This window comes from Thalassotalea sp. Y01, from assembly GCF_012932945.1.
In the GTDB taxonomy this organism is placed as follows: Bacteria; Pseudomonadota; Gammaproteobacteria; order Enterobacterales; family Alteromonadaceae; genus Thalassotalea_A.
Genome location: NZ_JABBXG010000010.1, coordinates 45,331 through 60,979, shown reverse-complemented (window position 1 = coordinate 60,979; position 15,649 = coordinate 45,331). Strand labels below are relative to the sequence as shown.

Annotated in this window: 13 protein-coding genes and 1 pseudogene; 12 read left to right on the top strand and 2 right to left on the bottom strand. The window is 43.4% G+C overall.

Annotated elements, in window-relative coordinates:
- Positions 1 to 17 precede the first annotated feature (17 nt).
- The 8 genes and pseudogenes from HII16_RS13990 (at position 18) to HII16_RS16985 (ending at position 7,189) form a co-directional block, all read left to right on the top strand.
- Positions 18 to 953: a DUF58 domain-containing protein gene (locus HII16_RS13990; protein WP_169131037.1), complete on the top strand. Its 936-nt coding sequence runs from the start codon at positions 18 to 20 to the stop codon at positions 951 to 953.
- A gap of 10 nt (positions 954 to 963) precedes the next feature.
- Complete coding sequence (locus HII16_RS13985; RefSeq protein WP_169131035.1) at positions 964 to 1,467, top strand: DUF4381 domain-containing protein; 504 nt, start codon at positions 964 to 966, stop codon at positions 1,465 to 1,467.
- Entirely contained in the window at positions 1,460 to 2,512 is a 1,053-nt protein-coding gene (locus HII16_RS13980; RefSeq protein WP_169131033.1) for a VWA domain-containing protein, read from the top strand. The genes HII16_RS13985 and HII16_RS13980 overlap by 8 nt, the downstream gene beginning before the upstream one ends.
- Positions 2,512 to 3,501: a VWA domain-containing protein gene (locus tag HII16_RS13975; RefSeq protein WP_169131031.1), complete on the top strand. Its 990-nt coding sequence runs from the start codon at positions 2,512 to 2,514 to the stop codon at positions 3,499 to 3,501. Before HII16_RS13980 ends, HII16_RS13975 begins: the two co-directional genes overlap by 1 nt.
- A complete protein-coding gene (locus HII16_RS13970) occupies positions 3,495 to 4,169 on the top strand; it encodes a hypothetical protein (RefSeq protein WP_169131029.1) in 675 nt (224 codons plus the stop codon). Before HII16_RS13975 ends, HII16_RS13970 begins: the two co-directional genes overlap by 7 nt.
- Positions 4,156 to 5,559 carry a BatD family protein gene (locus HII16_RS13965; RefSeq protein ID WP_169131027.1) on the top strand — a complete coding sequence of 468 codons (1,404 nt, stop codon included), beginning with the start codon at positions 4,156 to 4,158 and terminating at the stop codon, positions 5,557 to 5,559. Before HII16_RS13970 ends, HII16_RS13965 begins: the two co-directional genes overlap by 14 nt.
- Positions 5,560 to 5,932: 373 nt before the next feature.
- Complete coding sequence (locus tag HII16_RS13960) at positions 5,933 to 6,235, top strand: hypothetical protein (protein WP_169131025.1); 303 nt, start codon at positions 5,933 to 5,935, stop codon at positions 6,233 to 6,235.
- A 6-nt stretch (positions 6,236 to 6,241) separates the two neighbouring features.
- Positions 6,242 to 7,189, top strand: a pseudogene (locus HII16_RS16985) (serine hydrolase domain-containing protein).
- Between the two features lie 107 nt (positions 7,190 to 7,296).
- On the opposite strand, the gene HII16_RS13945 reads toward HII16_RS16985, so the two are convergent.
- Both HII16_RS13945 and HII16_RS13940 read right to left on the bottom strand, forming a co-directional pair.
- A complete protein-coding gene (locus HII16_RS13945) occupies positions 7,297 to 8,358 on the bottom strand; it encodes a DUF1254 domain-containing protein (RefSeq protein ID WP_169131021.1) in 1,062 nt (353 codons plus the stop codon).
- 207 nt (positions 8,359 to 8,565) lie between these two features.
- Positions 8,566 to 9,903: an aminotransferase class V-fold PLP-dependent enzyme gene (locus HII16_RS13940; RefSeq protein ID WP_169131019.1), complete on the bottom strand. Its 1,338-nt coding sequence runs from the start codon at positions 9,901 to 9,903 to the stop codon at positions 8,566 to 8,568.
- 297 nt (positions 9,904 to 10,200) lie between these two features.
- On the opposite strand from HII16_RS13940, the gene HII16_RS13935 reads away from it, so the two are divergent.
- The 4 genes from HII16_RS13935 to HII16_RS13920 all read left to right on the top strand — a co-directional run bounded on the left by HII16_RS13935 (position 10,201) and on the right by HII16_RS13920 (position 15,417).
- Positions 10,201 to 10,554 carry a cupin domain-containing protein gene (locus tag HII16_RS13935; protein ID WP_169131017.1) on the top strand — a complete coding sequence of 118 codons (354 nt, stop codon included), beginning with the start codon at positions 10,201 to 10,203 and terminating at the stop codon, positions 10,552 to 10,554.
- A 175-nt stretch (positions 10,555 to 10,729) separates the two neighbouring features.
- Positions 10,730 to 12,838, top strand: coding sequence for a polyribonucleotide nucleotidyltransferase (pnp, locus tag HII16_RS13930; RefSeq protein ID WP_135437168.1), 2,109 nt, complete (start codon positions 10,730 to 10,732; stop codon positions 12,836 to 12,838).
- A 179-nt stretch (positions 12,839 to 13,017) separates the two neighbouring features.
- Entirely contained in the window at positions 13,018 to 13,905 is an 888-nt protein-coding gene (gene nlpI, locus HII16_RS13925) for a lipoprotein NlpI (protein ID WP_169131015.1), read from the top strand.
- A 42-nt stretch (positions 13,906 to 13,947) separates the two neighbouring features.
- Entirely contained in the window at positions 13,948 to 15,417 is a 1,470-nt protein-coding gene (locus tag HII16_RS13920) for a hypothetical protein (protein WP_169131013.1), read from the top strand.
- Positions 15,418 to 15,649: the final 232 nt, after the last annotated feature.

Genomic DNA, 15,649 nt, shown 5'->3' with positions numbered 1-15,649 from the left:
AGGGGAGTGAGGCTCGCATGAACTCAATGAATCATGATCAAGACATATACACCAGTATTGATGCGTTGCGTCGCTTACAGTTTAAAGCGCGAGGATTCAGCTTAGTGGCGGAGCAACCCATCAATAGCATATTGTCGGGTAAAAATGCCTCCAAACTTCGTGGCCGAGGGCTTAATTTTGAAGAAATGCGTCAATATCAGGTTGGTGACGATATTCGCACCATGGATTGGAAAGTCACTATGCGCACCAAGAAACCCCACGTTAAAGTGTACAGCGAAGAACGTGAACGCAATGTCATACTGTTGGTCGACCAACGACAGAGCATGTTCTTTGGCAGCAAAGGTAAAACCAAGTCCGTTATCGCAGCGGAAATAGCGGCATTAATGGCATGGCAAGTGGTGGCGAGCACGGATCGAATCGGCGCTGTGGTATTTAACGATAATCATGTGACTCATATAGCGCCCAAACGCAGTCAAAACCAGGTCGTTAAAGTCATCGGTGAAATTTGTCGCTACAACCACAAATTGACCTCAGGTGCTAGTCAACCAGAGCACCATGTATCATTTGAAAACATGTTTGCGCAAGTGATGCGTATTATCGGCCATGATGCTTTACTGATAATGATCAGTGATGGTTATGGCTGGAGTGACAAGTGTGGAGAGTACGTTAAACGCATCAGCCAGCATAACGATATCATGCTGTGCCATGTGACCGACCCATTAGAGCGTCAACTTATTGCCATGTCACAAATGGTGGTCAGTGATGGCGACATGCAGATCGAACTCACAACCAAAAAAGAAGTATTGCAACAGCGATTCAGCCATGATGTTGAAAACGCCATTGCTAAATTTTTATCGGTTGCGCACAAATATCGCATGCCAATGATCGCCTTTGATACCTTGCTGCCTACAGATAAACAGGTTCGTAAAGCGTTTGGTGTGGTTAGAGCGTAAGGTATTGAATATGTTTCTTTTATTATCAGCATCGACGTCAGGTCAAGCACAACCGATGCTTGACGGTCTTAACGATATTCCTGTTCCTGCAGACATTAGTTGGTTTCCGCAAACCCTAGGCTGGAAATTGTTACTGTTCATGGCCATCGCAGCGATTGTTTATCGTTGCTATTTGCGGCTACGACGTTATGTGCAAAATGCTTATCGACGGGCAGCATTAGCTATATTACAGCAGCTCGGTAATAACCCAGAGCAATTGGCTCTATTGCCTTTGTTGTTGCGTAAAACCGCCTTATACGGTTTTCCTCGCACCGACGTGACGGCTCATGTCGGTAAAGATTGGGCACAATGGTTAGATAACCAGTGCCAAGGCAGTCATTTTGCTCAGCACCACGCAGCGCAATTAGCACAGTTATCGTACGCCGAGAGCAAGACCATGGCGGATAACGAATTTCGCGCATTAAAAGCACACATCGCACATTGGATAAAACACCATAGGGGGCAATATGATTGAGTTCGCGCATCCATTAGCCTGGTTGTTTTTGCCTATTCCCGTGTTGGTTTATTGGTTATTGCCAGAATATAAAGAACAAAGAGCCTCGGTCCATGTGCCGTACTTCGCTCGCTTGGTAAAAGTATCCGGAGAAACTCCTAAAAAAGGTGCCGTTAAGCTGCTTCGACGTCGATTGCAGCAGTTTTTATTGTTGTTAGGCTGGGTTGCATTGATTAGCGCCATTGCTCAACCTGAGTGGGTTGGCGAGCCGATAGAGCAAAAAAAGTCAGCGCGAGAAATTATGGTGGCGTTGGACTTATCTGGTTCAATGCAAGAGCAGGATTTTGTTGATCAACAAGGGCAAAAAATTGATCGTCTTAGCGCCGCGAAACAGGTGTTAAATGATTTTGCGCAGCAACGTAAGCATGACCGCTTAGGGCTTATTTTGTTTGCTGACGCTGCCTACTTGCAAGCACCATTTACCGATGATATTGCAACTTGGCAGGACTTATTGAATCAATCACAACTTGGTTACGCGGGCTATCAAACCGCCTTTGGTGATGCCATAGGCTTAACGATTGCGGTATTCGAACAACAAAAAAGCAAACAAAGAGTATTGATTTTGCTCACCGATGGCGCGGATACAGGCTCAAAAATGCCGCCTATTAAGGCCGCCCAAATTGCTGCTAAGCATGATATTAAAATATACACCATTGCTGTTGGCGATCCGAGTAATAAAGGTGAATATGAAATGGATCTACAAACACTTGAAAGGGTTGCCAAAGTCAGTGGTGGGCAAAGTTTTACTGCGATTAACCGCCAAGAGTTACAGCAGGCTTATCAACAGATTAATGATTTGGAAAAGCAGCAATATGAGACTCTGTCTTATCGACCAAAGCACAGTTTGCATCATCTCGCTTTTGCGATTTATTTTGTTGCCAATTTGCTGGTTATCGTTATGTTATTTGCCGTTAAATTAATCGGCAGGAAAGCATTGCCAATGATTAATGAGTCAGACAATAAGCCAAAGACTGAACCAAGCACTGTTGTAAAAGGAGGCCAGTAATGAACCCTTTAGCGGTTATGCAAGAATTAGGTTTGGGTTATTTGAATGACTTCCATTTTATTCGCCCATTATGGTTACTGTCATTAATCCCATTGTTTTTGTTTTATCGTTTTGTTGTCACAAAAGATGATTCTTTGAGTAAATGGCGTGTTGTCATGTCTGACAAGATGATTGTCCACTTAAGCATCGATGAAACACAACAACGTATGTTTACGCCAAAACATTTGTTTGCGGTGTTCGCAGTGGTGTCTACGTTAGTTATGGCAGGACCTGCGTGGAAAAAGCAAGCTACAGAGTTTTTTGTCGATGAGTCGGTACTGATCATTGCATTGGATGTTTCCAGCTCGATGCAATCGACCGATTTGCAACCGAGCCGCTTATTGCGCGCGAAACAAAAAATTAATGCCTTACTCGACCAACGTGGTGACGCAAAAACTGCGCTGGTGGTGTATTCAGGAACCGCGCATATTGCCATGCCAATTACTAAAGATAGGCAAATGATCCGACATTTTCTGGATGTGCTTGATACCGACTTGTTGCCAGATAAAGCGCCACAGCAAAGCTCGACACTGAAACCATTGGCAAGTTTGCTCAAGCAAACAACAACGGCATCTACGGTATTACTGTTAACCGATAAGACCGATTCAGACGCGGTAAATCAATTTAAATCGTTTTTCAGTGAGCAACAACATCAATTATTGGTTTGGGCTATTGCCGAAAATCCCGACAGTGGCTTGCCTGCGGCTAATGGTTTATCAAGTCAACAGCTGCAACAGCTGCAACAATTGGCGGATACCGGTCACGGACGTATGGTGCCATTTACTCACAATGGTGACGATATCGACACGGTAATTAATAACATTGAAAACAATCTATTTGCCAGTGATGATTCGGCGCAACCATGGCACGACGAAGGGTATTGGTTGTTGTTTGTATTATTGCCGTTACAAGCGCTTTGGTTTCGACGTGGGTGGACAATGCAATGGTAAATACAAAAACATTGGCTGCAACACCACGATGGCTTAATACCATAAAGCGTGTCAGCGTAAACTTATATGCGGCTTACCAGAAACATAAAACCGCCATAATAGCGGGTCTGGTGTTAATGCTTGCTCTCGCCATTTACGTAAGCCCGCAAGGTTTTATGAATTTATGGCTGAGCCGAGATCAGCAAGCGGCACTTTATCTACAGCAAGGTAAAGCAGACCAAGCTGCAACGGTATTCGCCGATAAACAGTGGGCGGCATACAGTTATTTTGTTGCAGGTGAGTATGACCTAGCACAAACTATGTTCGCTCAACTGGATGGCGTTGATGCCAGATTTAGCGAAGCCAGTGCCCATGCATATATGGGCAATATCGTCAAAGCCATCTCACTGTATAAGCAGGTGCTACAAACGCAAGCTGATTATCCTGGCGCAGAAGAGAACCTGCAGATATTAGAAAAAATCTTAGCTAATGCGAAACCTGGTAAACCTAGAGCGATAGATACCGATGAGATAGACACCGAAAAAAAGGGCAGCAATAAAAAGATGCAAAGCCAAGGGGCGGGGCAGCAAGTGATGTCGGACAGTTTGTGGCTTAAGCAAGTGCAAACCAATCCGGAAAAGTTTTTACGTAAAAAGTTTCAACAGGAATACATCAATGCCAGTAAGTAGTTTATTTCAGCGCCGTGTTAATGGCTTCGCTAACGTATTTGCTAAAGCGTTTGTTATATCGTTATTCGCGGTGATTTGTTTGTTTTTGATGACGCTGTCTAATCAAGTACAGGCATTTGCAAGTCAAGACGAGGTAACCGTCGCGGTTAGCCAAAAGACTGAGCAACCTCTAGTTGCCACGCAACAAGTGGTGTTTGCGATTGAGTTGCGCAGTCAAATGCCGTTTGCCCAAGACTTTTCAGTATCATACATAGATATCGAAGGCTGTGTTGTTATTCAACCTACCGGCGCTGCGCAGTCTACGGTTGCACAGGTTGATGGTGAAACTTGGAATGTACAACGTCGCAATGTCATTGTTTATCCGCTTGAATCTGGTGACTTTCGCTTACCAATGATCACTGTAAATGCCGAGCTGCGAAATGAGCAAGGTCAATTGCAAACTCGTGTGTTAAAGACACCATCACCGTCATTTCAGGTAACCGATAAAAACCTTGAAAATAAAGGACAAACCGTATTGGCCAGCCCAAATGTGAGTTTTACGGTTAGCAGCAATATAGATAAACAAAAGTCGCTCAGCCTAGGTTCTGCAGTTACCTTTACGTATACGTTGTCGGCAGACAAGCAACATGTTTTGATGCTGCCTAAATTTGTTATTGAAGAGCTGCCAGCAACAGAAAAATACGTCAAACCAGTGGTTGATGAGGACGAATTCCAGCGCTTTAAAAAGTTTAATATTGCCACAAGAAGCCAACAAGTGACCTACATTTTGCAACAAGAGGGCAGCTATGTTTTTCCAGAGCAACGTATTAGTTGGTGGGACTTGAAAACCGATAGCTTGCAAACAGAGGTCATTGCTGAACAAACCGTTGTGGTTGGTGATTCTGAACGCGTGTTTACTGTCAAAAGTGCAGCAAACGAAGCCAGCATAAACGGTGAACAGGCTGACGTCATTGCCGATTTTAAAGTTGCTTGGCTATATGGGCTCCTGGTTGTTGCTTTTATTATCGCCTGCATTAGGCAACTGATAGTGCATCGCCATGCGTTGCTGGAATCCTATAAACATTCCTATTACGTAACTCGAAAACAGGCGGCTAAAGACTTTACTATGCACTGTAACCGCGGCGACTATCAACGTGCTGTTGATGTATTGTATCGCCTTAATCAAGCGCAGGGTAATGCCGGTAACTTATCATCTTGTTTATCAGGTAAAGCGTTGACTGTTTTACAAAAGCTGCAAGCAAAGGCTTATGCTAACAACGGTGCTAAAAGCGGGATAAGCCAAGAGGATGTCGATTTGCTGTTACAGGCGGTACTTAGTGCCAATCAAACCAACGATAGCACTGGTAATAAAGGTTTTAAATTTTCAATGAAAATAAACTCTCATAAATAGTCTCAGCCTACGGCGGCATAATTTCAGTTTATCTAAAACGCTCAAATCGGACTATTCGGTTTGAGCGTTTTCTCGTTCCGGCATTTCTTCGTTTAAGCATTTCATCATTTAGGCACTTCTCGTTTTGTGGTTACTGGCCTTTGCCTATGGCATGGCTAATCTATGCAGTATTCTGATGCGTAAAGCTAAGGCTAGCTATCTAATATCATTACTATTTTTTCTAAACGCTTGGGTGGATATTATTGCTGTTAACCACGCAGAATAGTACACACGGGCAATCTTTTTTTATGCTCTACATTATGTGAAACACAATGTCAGCAATGTAGCTTTGACGCGCTGTGAAAACAAACTAACTAGGGAGCGGGCTAATAACGTGGTAATCAAACATAAATTCAAATGGTTGGCTTTATTGTTTATCGCTGTGTTTGTTTATTTGGGCAAACACATTTATGACTTTTACAGTCATCGGGGGGCGGTGCCCGTGCTGACGCGGCAATGGCTGAACGTACCGACTGATGCGTCTGTTTCGCAATCATTGTACGACCCTCGCTATAAAGACGCCGCAGATCAAACTTTAAAAGCGATGCAGAGTCGACGCGCATTAACTGGCGCAGCCTCTTATTCGGTTGCGGTTGGTGTCAATGACAGATTAGTGTGGGCAGGAGCAATAGGCTGAGCTAATCTGCAACGTGACATTGAAGCCACCCCAGATACCATTTACCGAATTGGCCGTACTTCAAAAGCGATTACCGCAACCGCATTGGCGCGTCTTGTCGATAATCAACAGATTGCATTGGATACACCAATCAATAACTATTTAGCAGACTTGCCCAACCCTGCTTGGCGAGAAATAACACCGCGTATGTTGTTATCTCATATGTCGGGAATAGCGCATTATCCACAGCGTGACCTTGAAAAAGATTATTACGGCCTGTATCTGGTATTGTCGCTAAGCAAGCATTACGATGATATGCGTAGCGCTCTGGAAGTGTTTGATGGAACCTCCATGCGCTCAAAATCCGGCACGGAGTTTTATTATTCATCTCAAGGTACGGTGTTACTTGCAGCGGTGATGGCGGCGGAGGTGAACAAACCGTATATGTAGAAAATCAACGAGCAGGTTTTGTCGCCCAATAACATGCACTCAACGATTGTTGCGCCAAACAACAGTGATGGCTCCGGCAATATTGCCATCTCGTATTTAAATCGTGTTGTTGATGGTCAACATCAAATCAACCCTTGGCGAGCGGTCGACTTATCGCATCGCTTACCCCGTGGTGGATTTTTTGCAACGTCTTCGGATCTGGTACGAATGGGACTTGCGCATTTAAATAATAACTATTTGTCAGAACAGGTTCGCCGCGAGTTTTCTACACCGCAAAGATTGGAAAGTGGTGAGGTGAATGAGCAAAACTATGCGCTTGCTTGGCTTTATGGTGAGTGGCCTGCAGACGGTGTTGGTTTGGCTCGCAATATAAATCATGGCGGTGTGTCTCGCGGAGCACAAAGCTTTCTTGCCGTTTTTCCTGAGCTCGATATGGTGATCGCCATCAATGCAAATATTAAAACGGCGTCTTATGCTGAGTTCAGTATGCTAGATGAAGATATTCTGCAAGCATTTATCGAATAACAATAAAGCGCAGCTGTGCACAAAACACATCATTACACGAAAAAGGCTTTGAATCTGAGATTTAAAGCCTTTTTTAATGTGTGTCTAATTGACAGTGTATGTCAGTATTACTTTACTTCTTTAAAGAAAGGTAATAGACGATAGCCTTCATCGCGAACCATCTTGCTTGGAATATAATGACGCGCAGCCATATTGAACTTGCCCGTTGGGTTGTCAATTTCTAAGTTGTTTGGTGCGTCAGCGCCGCAACCAAAGCTTAGCGTATACGTTCCATCTTCGTTAGCTGTCGCAGTATTTGAACTGATATTCGCTAGATCTTTAAACATAAAACCTTTTTGGTCGTAAACCGTGATTGACCAAAATGCATCGTTCTGCGGATCCTCAAAGGTCATTTGATAGCATTTATCATCGGCAAAATTTGGTGATAGCTCATAAATGTTGTCGCGCAATTGAGCACCACCCCAGCCAACCGCTGCACCAACAGCGTATTTTTTCTTAGTAAACATCTCTTTTGAATCGTCACGTGGATCGGTAAACATACCGAACGTCGCATCCAATGGGTTTTCTTTTAGCATTAATGGCGCTTGTGCTTTCAATGTATTTTCAGTTTTATAGAATGATGTCTTATCTACGGCAACGGCATCAAACTTGTTGTTTGAGTTAGCACTGATGCTGATTTGATCTTGATACTTGCGTACTTCGTCTTTAGTAAATGTGGCATCTAAGCGCACGATAAGATAGACGTGTTCGCCGCTATGAGTTGATAAGTTGTAGGTACCTCCGCCGTATTTCATCGCTTGAACACGGTGATCTTCAGTAACCACTTCTAATGACATGTATTTACCGTCTGGGATTTCAGGTAGGGTAATAGTCGCCCCTTTAGATACATCAACCAATGCCATTGAGTAATAGGTATCGCGATTCATTCGCACTACAGGTTGCTTATCTGTTGGTGTTAATTCGCGCTTATGCAATAGCTTATTAACACCTACTAAGTCTTGATTTTTTAACATTTGACGCGATGTTTCCATTACAGGGTAGTTATTTTCATCAACGACGACACCAGCTTTGCTAAAGAAATTATCTAAGCTGGTGACTGTTGTAGCTGCCATTGCTGGCACGGTTAAAAAGCTGAGGCTGATTGCTGTTGCCAATACTAATTTTTTCATAACAAAGTCCGATTATCTTAATTTAAAAACTGGTTCAAAGGGTGCTTTATAGTCAAAATTACATCGTTCGATTTTTGACCGTTTGCTGATTGATTGTCATTTTAATAGAGCTGGTTTTTATTACCAATTACCAATTATTATAGGTGATATACGTATCTCGTATATCACCTTAGATATGCTATTTAGATTATATGAAGGAATTTAGATTTAGGCTAAACGCGCGATCTCGGCAAGGGCTGCTTCGATTTCATTTTCGTTATTGATTAATGACGGCGCAAATCTCGAATAACTATTACGATAGGGGGTTGCGCTCATTATAATGCCTTTGTCATGGAGTTTTTTTACCACTTGCTCCGCTGGTAAGCCGTCCACATCAAACACCACCAGACCAGACGATAAGCTACTGGACATTGGTGTGTAGAGCTTGACATGTTTCATTTTCGCCAGCCCTTGTTTGGTTTGTGTATTGAGTTGATGTATACGTTTTTGCACATTGGCTTTACCCAGTTGCATATGCAGTTCAAACGCTTTAGGCAGAGCCCATCGGTGTTCAAATGAATGAAAGCCACCTGGCGTCATATGTTGGCCGTTCCACACTTTGTCCTGTTCGGTTAATCCTAACCAGACATCATAAGACTCACTAAAACTTGGGATCACAGGCGCGGTCATTTGCCAGGCTTTATCTGTTCCCCAAATAACACCTGTACCACGTGGACCAAAAATCCATTTATGGGTACCAGCAACAAAAAAGTCGCAACCTAGCTCGTCGATGTTTTCATCTTCGATACCAAAACCGTGTACGCCATCTACGCAAAATAGAATTTGTTTATCACTGCGTCGTTGTTTGTTCGCTTGGGCAATGGTGTTTGCCATTGCTCTGATGGGCAGTTTTACGCCGGTACAAGAATGTACCCAAGTTACGGCGATAACTTTTGTCTCTGAGCCTATGCCATCTCGTAATCGTTGCAACACATCTTTGGTGCTGGTTTTGGCAGGATCGTCATATAAATCAATGCGTTTAATGCTCGCACCTGCACGTTTTGCCGCAAATGCTAACGACATATCCGTTGAATAATGATCATGGGTTGTCTGCAGTATTTCGTCGCCCGAGTCGAGCGCAAGCGCGTTATACATGGTACCAAGGCCCATGGTTGTGCTATCGGTAAGGGCGATATTCTCTGCTTTACCGCCCATATAATTTGCAGCGCTTTTTGCGATGTCTTGATCTACGGTGAGAAACCTGTCGTGCCAATAATCAGACGGATTTTCATCTAGCCCTTTGCGATGTTCGGCGATCGCGTCAGCGACGGGTTTGGGGTGCGACGCTAACAGAAACGTCGACAGTTGTACGTAGTCATGGGTTAACGGGAAGAGTTTTCTTAACGCTTGCCAATCCCCCGGGCTGATCGATGTTGCTGCGGCGGCTAAGGCATTGCTGGTAGACGCTGAGGTACCCGATAGAGCGGCCTTTGATAGTGCTTGAGTTGATAGCACGCTGCCGCCAAAAATGGCAGCCATACGGCTAATAAATTGACGACGTAACATAATGATCCCTATTTTAGCTGAGTTAATCGGTTGTGGCTGAGATAAGCCTAACCGACTTATGCGATGTGAATAATGGCACCTGGAAGGCGCAAATGATGGCATAAGTGTAGGAGACAAACATCGGTTCTACCAATTTGCGCAAAAGGCAGTGCCTTGAAATTGTTAGCTTTAATAACTTGGAGTAGCTGTAAATTATGAGACCACAGTTTTATCGCCTAGCTATGTCAGCAAATTTGCAGCTGCTTTACTTTTGATGTTAGAAAAGGATTAGCAGAAAAATAACAATCGGAGCGAAAGATGAAAAGAGTATCTACGATTATTGCCATGTTGTCCGTTATCTTATCGTTTGTAGCGAATGCAACGGATTTAAAAAAGCAAAAAGAAATACTGTTAGACAACGAAAAAGTAGAAGTCATCCGATTAACCTATCCACCTCATAGCGAATCAGGGATGCATAATCACCAACACCCAAACCGAACCGTATATGTGTTGGCCGGTGGTGAGCTTACGTTGATTAACCATGACGGTAAAACACAGGTGTTGCAGGTTGCAACCGGCAGCGTACTTTACTTACCAGCAATGCAACATAATGTAAAAAATAGCGGTGCAACCACAGTGATCTTAATAGAGACAGAATTGAAAGCACGGTAAGTAACTAATTTATTAACTGTTTTTGTTCAGTTTAGGCGAATCAAAATGTCACTAAAGGATCACAAATTTCATACGCTATATAGTAGCAATAGAGAATTAATTGGGTATAATAGTGCGCGAAATTAAATATGAAATAGAACTTAGAGCAAGGGCTCTATAATACTAAGGAAAATCAATGACTCCGATCACGAAAACATTTGAATTCGGACAGCATAAAGTAACACTGGAAACAGGTGTTATTGCTCGTCAAGCAACGGCTGCTGTAATGGCATCAATGGACGACACGAGCGTACTAGTCTCTGTAGTAGGTAAAAAAGAAGCAGTACCTGGTCAAGACTTCTTCCCACTAACAGTAAACTATCAAGAAAAAACATACGCAGCAGGTAAAATTCCTGGTGGTTTCTTCAAACGTGAAGGTCGTCCTTCTGAAGAAGAAACATTAACTGCACGTCTTATTGACCGTCCAATTCGTCCTCTATTCCCTGACGGCTACACCAACGAAGTACAAGTGGTTATCACGGTTGTTTCTGCTAACCCAGAAATTGCCCCTGATATCATTTCACTTCTAGGTACGTCTGCGGCGCTAGCTATTTCAGGTATGCCTTTTAATGGCCCTGTAGGTGCCGCTCGAGTTGGTTACGTTAACGATCAATACGTATTGAACCCACTTCAATCAGAACTTGAAGAAAGCAAATTAGACTTGGTTGTTGCCGGTACTGAATCTGCAGTACTTATGGTTGAATCAGAAGCCGACGTGCTTTCTGAAGAAGTCATGCTAGGCGCCGTTGTATACGGTCATGAGCAATCGCAAACGGCTATCAATGCAATTAAAGAGTTTGCTGCTGAAGTAAACAACCCTGCATGGGACTGGCAAGCACCTGCGAAAAATGAAGCTCTTGTTGCTCAAATCGCAGAATTAGCGACAGCTGATATTACTGACGCTTACCAAATTACTGAAAAAGCCAAACGTTACGATGCGATTGGTGAAATTAAAAACCGCGTTATTGAGCAACTTTCAGCCAACGTTGCTGAAGGCGAAGAGTTTGATGCCGGTGATGCCAAAGACTTAATTCACGATCTAGAGAAGAAAATCGTACGTGAGCGCATTACACAAGGTGCTCCTCGTATTGATGGCCGTGATCCAGAAATGGTTCGTGCGCTTGACGTGATGACTGGTGTTCTTCCTCGTACGCACGGTTCTGCGGTATTTACCCGTGGTGAAACTCAGGCACTAGTAACAGCGACCTTGGGTACACAACGTGACGCTCAACGTGTAGAAACCATTTTGGGTGAGAAGACTGACAACTTTATGTTGCACTACAACTTCCCTCCATACTGTGTTGGTGAAACTGGTTTTATCGGTTCACCGAAGCGTCGTGAGATTGGTCACGGTCGTTTAGCAAAACGCGGTATCTTGGCTGTTATGCCTGATGCGGAAGATTTCCCATACTCAGTTCGTGTGGTTTCTGAAATCACCGAATCAAATGGTTCATCATCAATGGCATCAGTATGTGGTACGTCATTAGCACTTATGGATGCTGGTGTACCTATTAAAGATTCTGTCGCTGGTATCGCAATGGGTCTAGTTAAAGAAGGTGAGAACTTTGTTGTTCTTTCTGACATCCTAGGTGACGAAGATCACTTAGGTGACATGGACTTTAAAGTTGCTGGTACTCAAGGTGGTATCACTGCATTGCAAATGGATATTAAGATCGAAGGTATTACCCAAGAGATCATGCAAATTGCCCTTAATCAGGCAAAAGGCGCGCGTATCCATATCCTAAGTGTTATGGATGAAGCGATCAGCGAAGCTCGTGACGATATCTCTGATTTCGCACCGCGTATCCACACCATGAAAATTGATTCAGATAAGATCCGTGATGTTATCGGTAAAGGTGGTGCAACCATCCGTCAATTGACAGAAGAGACTGGCACAACCATCGAAATTGAAGATGATGGTACGGTTCGCATTGCAGCAACATCTGGTGAACAAGCGAAAGACGCTATCTCTCGTATCGAAGCGATTACCGCTGAAATCGAAGTGGGCAAGCTGTACACCGGTAAAGTTGTGCGCATCGTTGACTTTGGTGCATTCGTTAATGTATTGCCTGGTAAAGATGGTCTTGTACATATCTCACAAATTGCTGAAGAGCGTGTGAACAATGTGTCAGATCACTTGTCTGAAGGTCAAGAAGTTACGGTTAAAGTACTTGAAGTTGACCGTCAAGGCCGTGTTCGTTTAAGCATGAAAGAAGTTGACGTTAAAGGCGATTCAGCAGAGTAATGGTTAACAATCATTAGCAAAAATGCCGGTCATTGACCGGCATTTTTTTTGCCTGATGTATTTTTATCCAGTTGGCTAAATTTAATTGTTTAAAAGCTATCGTGCTTTTGTGTTTGTCAGCCATTGCGATATACTTAACCCTAATTGATTATATTAATTTCAATATCTTAGGACTCTCTGTGAAATTTTCCCTCGCTATTTTCACCAGTTTGGCAGTATTAGGGCTAAGCGCATGTTCGACCACAACAGACCAATCCGCTGCGTCTTATTCACAAGCAAAAGTACTGATTGCAAAACCACTACCTGTTAATCCACAAAGTGAGTTGGCATTGGCTAGGTTAACGGAAATTTTAACCAAAATGGAGATTACCCAAGAGCAACGTGCCAAGTTGTTTTACGATCGCGGTGTGATTTATGATAGCGTCGGTCTGCGCGGCTTAGCCAGTTTTGATTTTCAACGCGCGCTGCGTTTGCAGCCTGATTTAGTCGACGCGTACAATTTTATGGGAATTCACCATACGCAGCGGCAAAATTTCGTTGAAGCTTACGATGCCTTTGATTCGGCCATTGAACTGGATATGAATCATGAATACGCGTATTTGAATCGAGGCATTGCCTTGTATTATGGTAAGCGACCACAACAAGCGTTGGCTGATTTGCAACGTTTTCAATTGCAACAACAAAATGATCCTTATCGAATCGCCTGGTTGTATTTGGTTGAATATGAAATTGATCCAGAATTGGCAAAAGCCAACCTTAGACAACATCTAGATGGCCTAGATCATAACAGTTGGGCGAATAACGTTTTGCGCTTGTTCTTAGGCGACATCAGTGAACAGGAGTTGATTCAAACAGTATCTGTTGGCGTGTCTGATCATAAACAATTAATTGATCGCTTGTGTGAAGCGTATTTTTATTTAGGTAAATACAATCAATTAGTTGATCGTCCTAATACCTCTGCTGATTATTTTAAATTGGCGTTAAGCACCAATGTTTACGAGTTTATTGAACATAGGTATGCGGAATTAGAGCTCGACCTTATTGAGGCGCAACTTAGCGCACCTTAATTTATGTCTCGGTGGTATTATCTGATTTATTTAGTATTGAGCTTGTCGTTAACGACAAGCTCTTTTTCTGTGCATGATTATTTGCAACAGCGCTTACAAGATAACAACTATAATCAAGCGCAACTGCAACAGGCATTAACTTTAAGGGTTGTCGAAGCGCAACGCATTGCCATTACTCGGGTAGCTGAGTATTCAAGTCATTGGCTGACATTAGCTCGCAATCTGGCCCGCAGCGATGGGCATTATGCATTGCAATTAAGTCGTTATTACCAGTCAATTGGCCAAACAAGAGAGCAAGATTACTATTTTGATTTGGCCTTAAAGCAAGGCAGTAAACAGGCCATCATAGTACAGGCGGAACAATTAGCAGGCCGTGGTCAATACCAAAAAGCACTTGCCAAGTTACGATTAGTCGCATTTGTCGATAAAACTGCCAGCCCAGAAGGGCATAAACAGGCGCAACAAATCTCCGTCCTGATGCTAGAGTGGGCGGTCGCAGCGGGGGATTTTTCGACGATAGCCTCGTTATTAGAAAAACGTCACGCAATTATCCCTGCTTCTCTTATTGCTGAGCTTATTCGTTTTAAGGTGATAGGCGCTGACCACGCGGTGTTATTGAAACCCGATGCAGGTCAGCAATATACGCATTTAGCGCAAAGTACCCAGACCATAGATACATTGACTGATGCGATAACTGCTACTCAGCAATGCCGTTATCCAATACAGTTTTTTGCCGATTCTTTAACTAAATTACGAACGCTTAAGCAGATGATGGCGCAACTAGAGCCTTTTTATCAACAGCAGTTTTGTTTACTAGAACCACAGTACACCGCGCCTCAGTGGCTAAACTGCACCAATAATGCAACCCTTAGAATTCAATGTCAGTTTGATGAGGCGTTGTTACAGGCACTGCCTCAGGCGATTCGCTATATCGGTGTCATGACGGATAAGGGCATTGCCAATGTTAATCATGGCATGGTATTTGTGGATGCTGGCGATAGTAGCCAAGTATTAGCTCATGAACTCAATCATTTTCTCGGCTTTATTGACGAATATCCTTTGCCTATTAACCATGCTGCCTGTGATGAGAAGGGGGCGATCGCCCATAATGTTGTCAATATAACGCCCCGCGTATTTGCCAGCGATCAAGACGCGCGAGCATTTTTAACAGATCAACTGCCGTGGTATTCACTAATTCAAGCATCGACACCGGTTACACATCTCGTTAATGGCCAACATCACCTGGGAACGCCGGCAAAGTTTAATAACCAAATTGGTTTGTTTCCCAGCCGTACATGCCAATACCACTCTGCTAGCAGTTTTAAACCCATTTATGGATTATCGAGTCTGGAGTATTTTGAAAAACCGTTGCCAGAATCATATATGCAGGTATTTGAGCAGGCATCAGATAAAAAATTAATGCCATCATTTCACGTTAATATGGGGCGTTATCTGATGTCGCAAGGGCAATCATCTAAAGCGAAAACTTGGTTTGATGCGGCGCATGACTAGCCAAGGATAGGTCGTTTTTTTGGCCAAAAAAATAGTCGCCTAAGCGACTATTTTGCTATTTTACCGATTTTATACTCGGTTCTGAGTCAATCAGTTCACCTTCTGACAGACTGTAAGCCTGATACTTCGAGTGTACGTAGTTTACCCTAGCTACAGGCCACATCGACTTATTGTTTATTGCCAACTTTCGTTGGCGCTCGCTACTGGTGAATGTCGTATGCACTTCATTTCG

Bases quoted from the DNA above. Each gene is read 5' to 3' on its own strand.
- HII16_RS13990 (WP_169131037.1), top strand. From the start codon at position 18: ATGAACTCAATGAATCATGATCAAGACATATACACCAGTATTGATGCG.
- HII16_RS13985 (WP_169131035.1), top strand. From the start codon at position 964: ATGTTTCTTTTATTATCAGCATCGACGTCAGGTCAAGCACAACCGATG.
- HII16_RS13980 (WP_169131033.1), top strand. From the start codon at position 1,460: ATGATTGAGTTCGCGCATCCATTAGCCTGGTTGTTTTTGCCTATTCCC.
- HII16_RS13975 (WP_169131031.1), top strand. From the start codon at position 2,512: ATGAACCCTTTAGCGGTTATGCAAGAATTAGGTTTGGGTTATTTGAAT.
- HII16_RS13970 (WP_169131029.1), top strand. From the start codon at position 3,495: ATGGTAAATACAAAAACATTGGCTGCAACACCACGATGGCTTAATACC.
- HII16_RS13965 (WP_169131027.1), top strand. From the start codon at position 4,156: ATGCCAGTAAGTAGTTTATTTCAGCGCCGTGTTAATGGCTTCGCTAAC.
- HII16_RS13945 (WP_169131021.1), bottom strand. From the start codon at position 8,358: ATGAAAAAATTAGTATTGGCAACAGCAATCAGCCTCAGCTTTTTAACC.
- HII16_RS13940 (WP_169131019.1), bottom strand. From the start codon at position 9,903: ATGTTACGTCGTCAATTTATTAGCCGTATGGCTGCCATTTTTGGCGGC.
- HII16_RS13935 (WP_169131017.1), top strand. From the start codon at position 10,201: ATGAAAAGAGTATCTACGATTATTGCCATGTTGTCCGTTATCTTATCG.
- pnp (WP_135437168.1), top strand. From the start codon at position 10,730: ATGACTCCGATCACGAAAACATTTGAATTCGGACAGCATAAAGTAACA.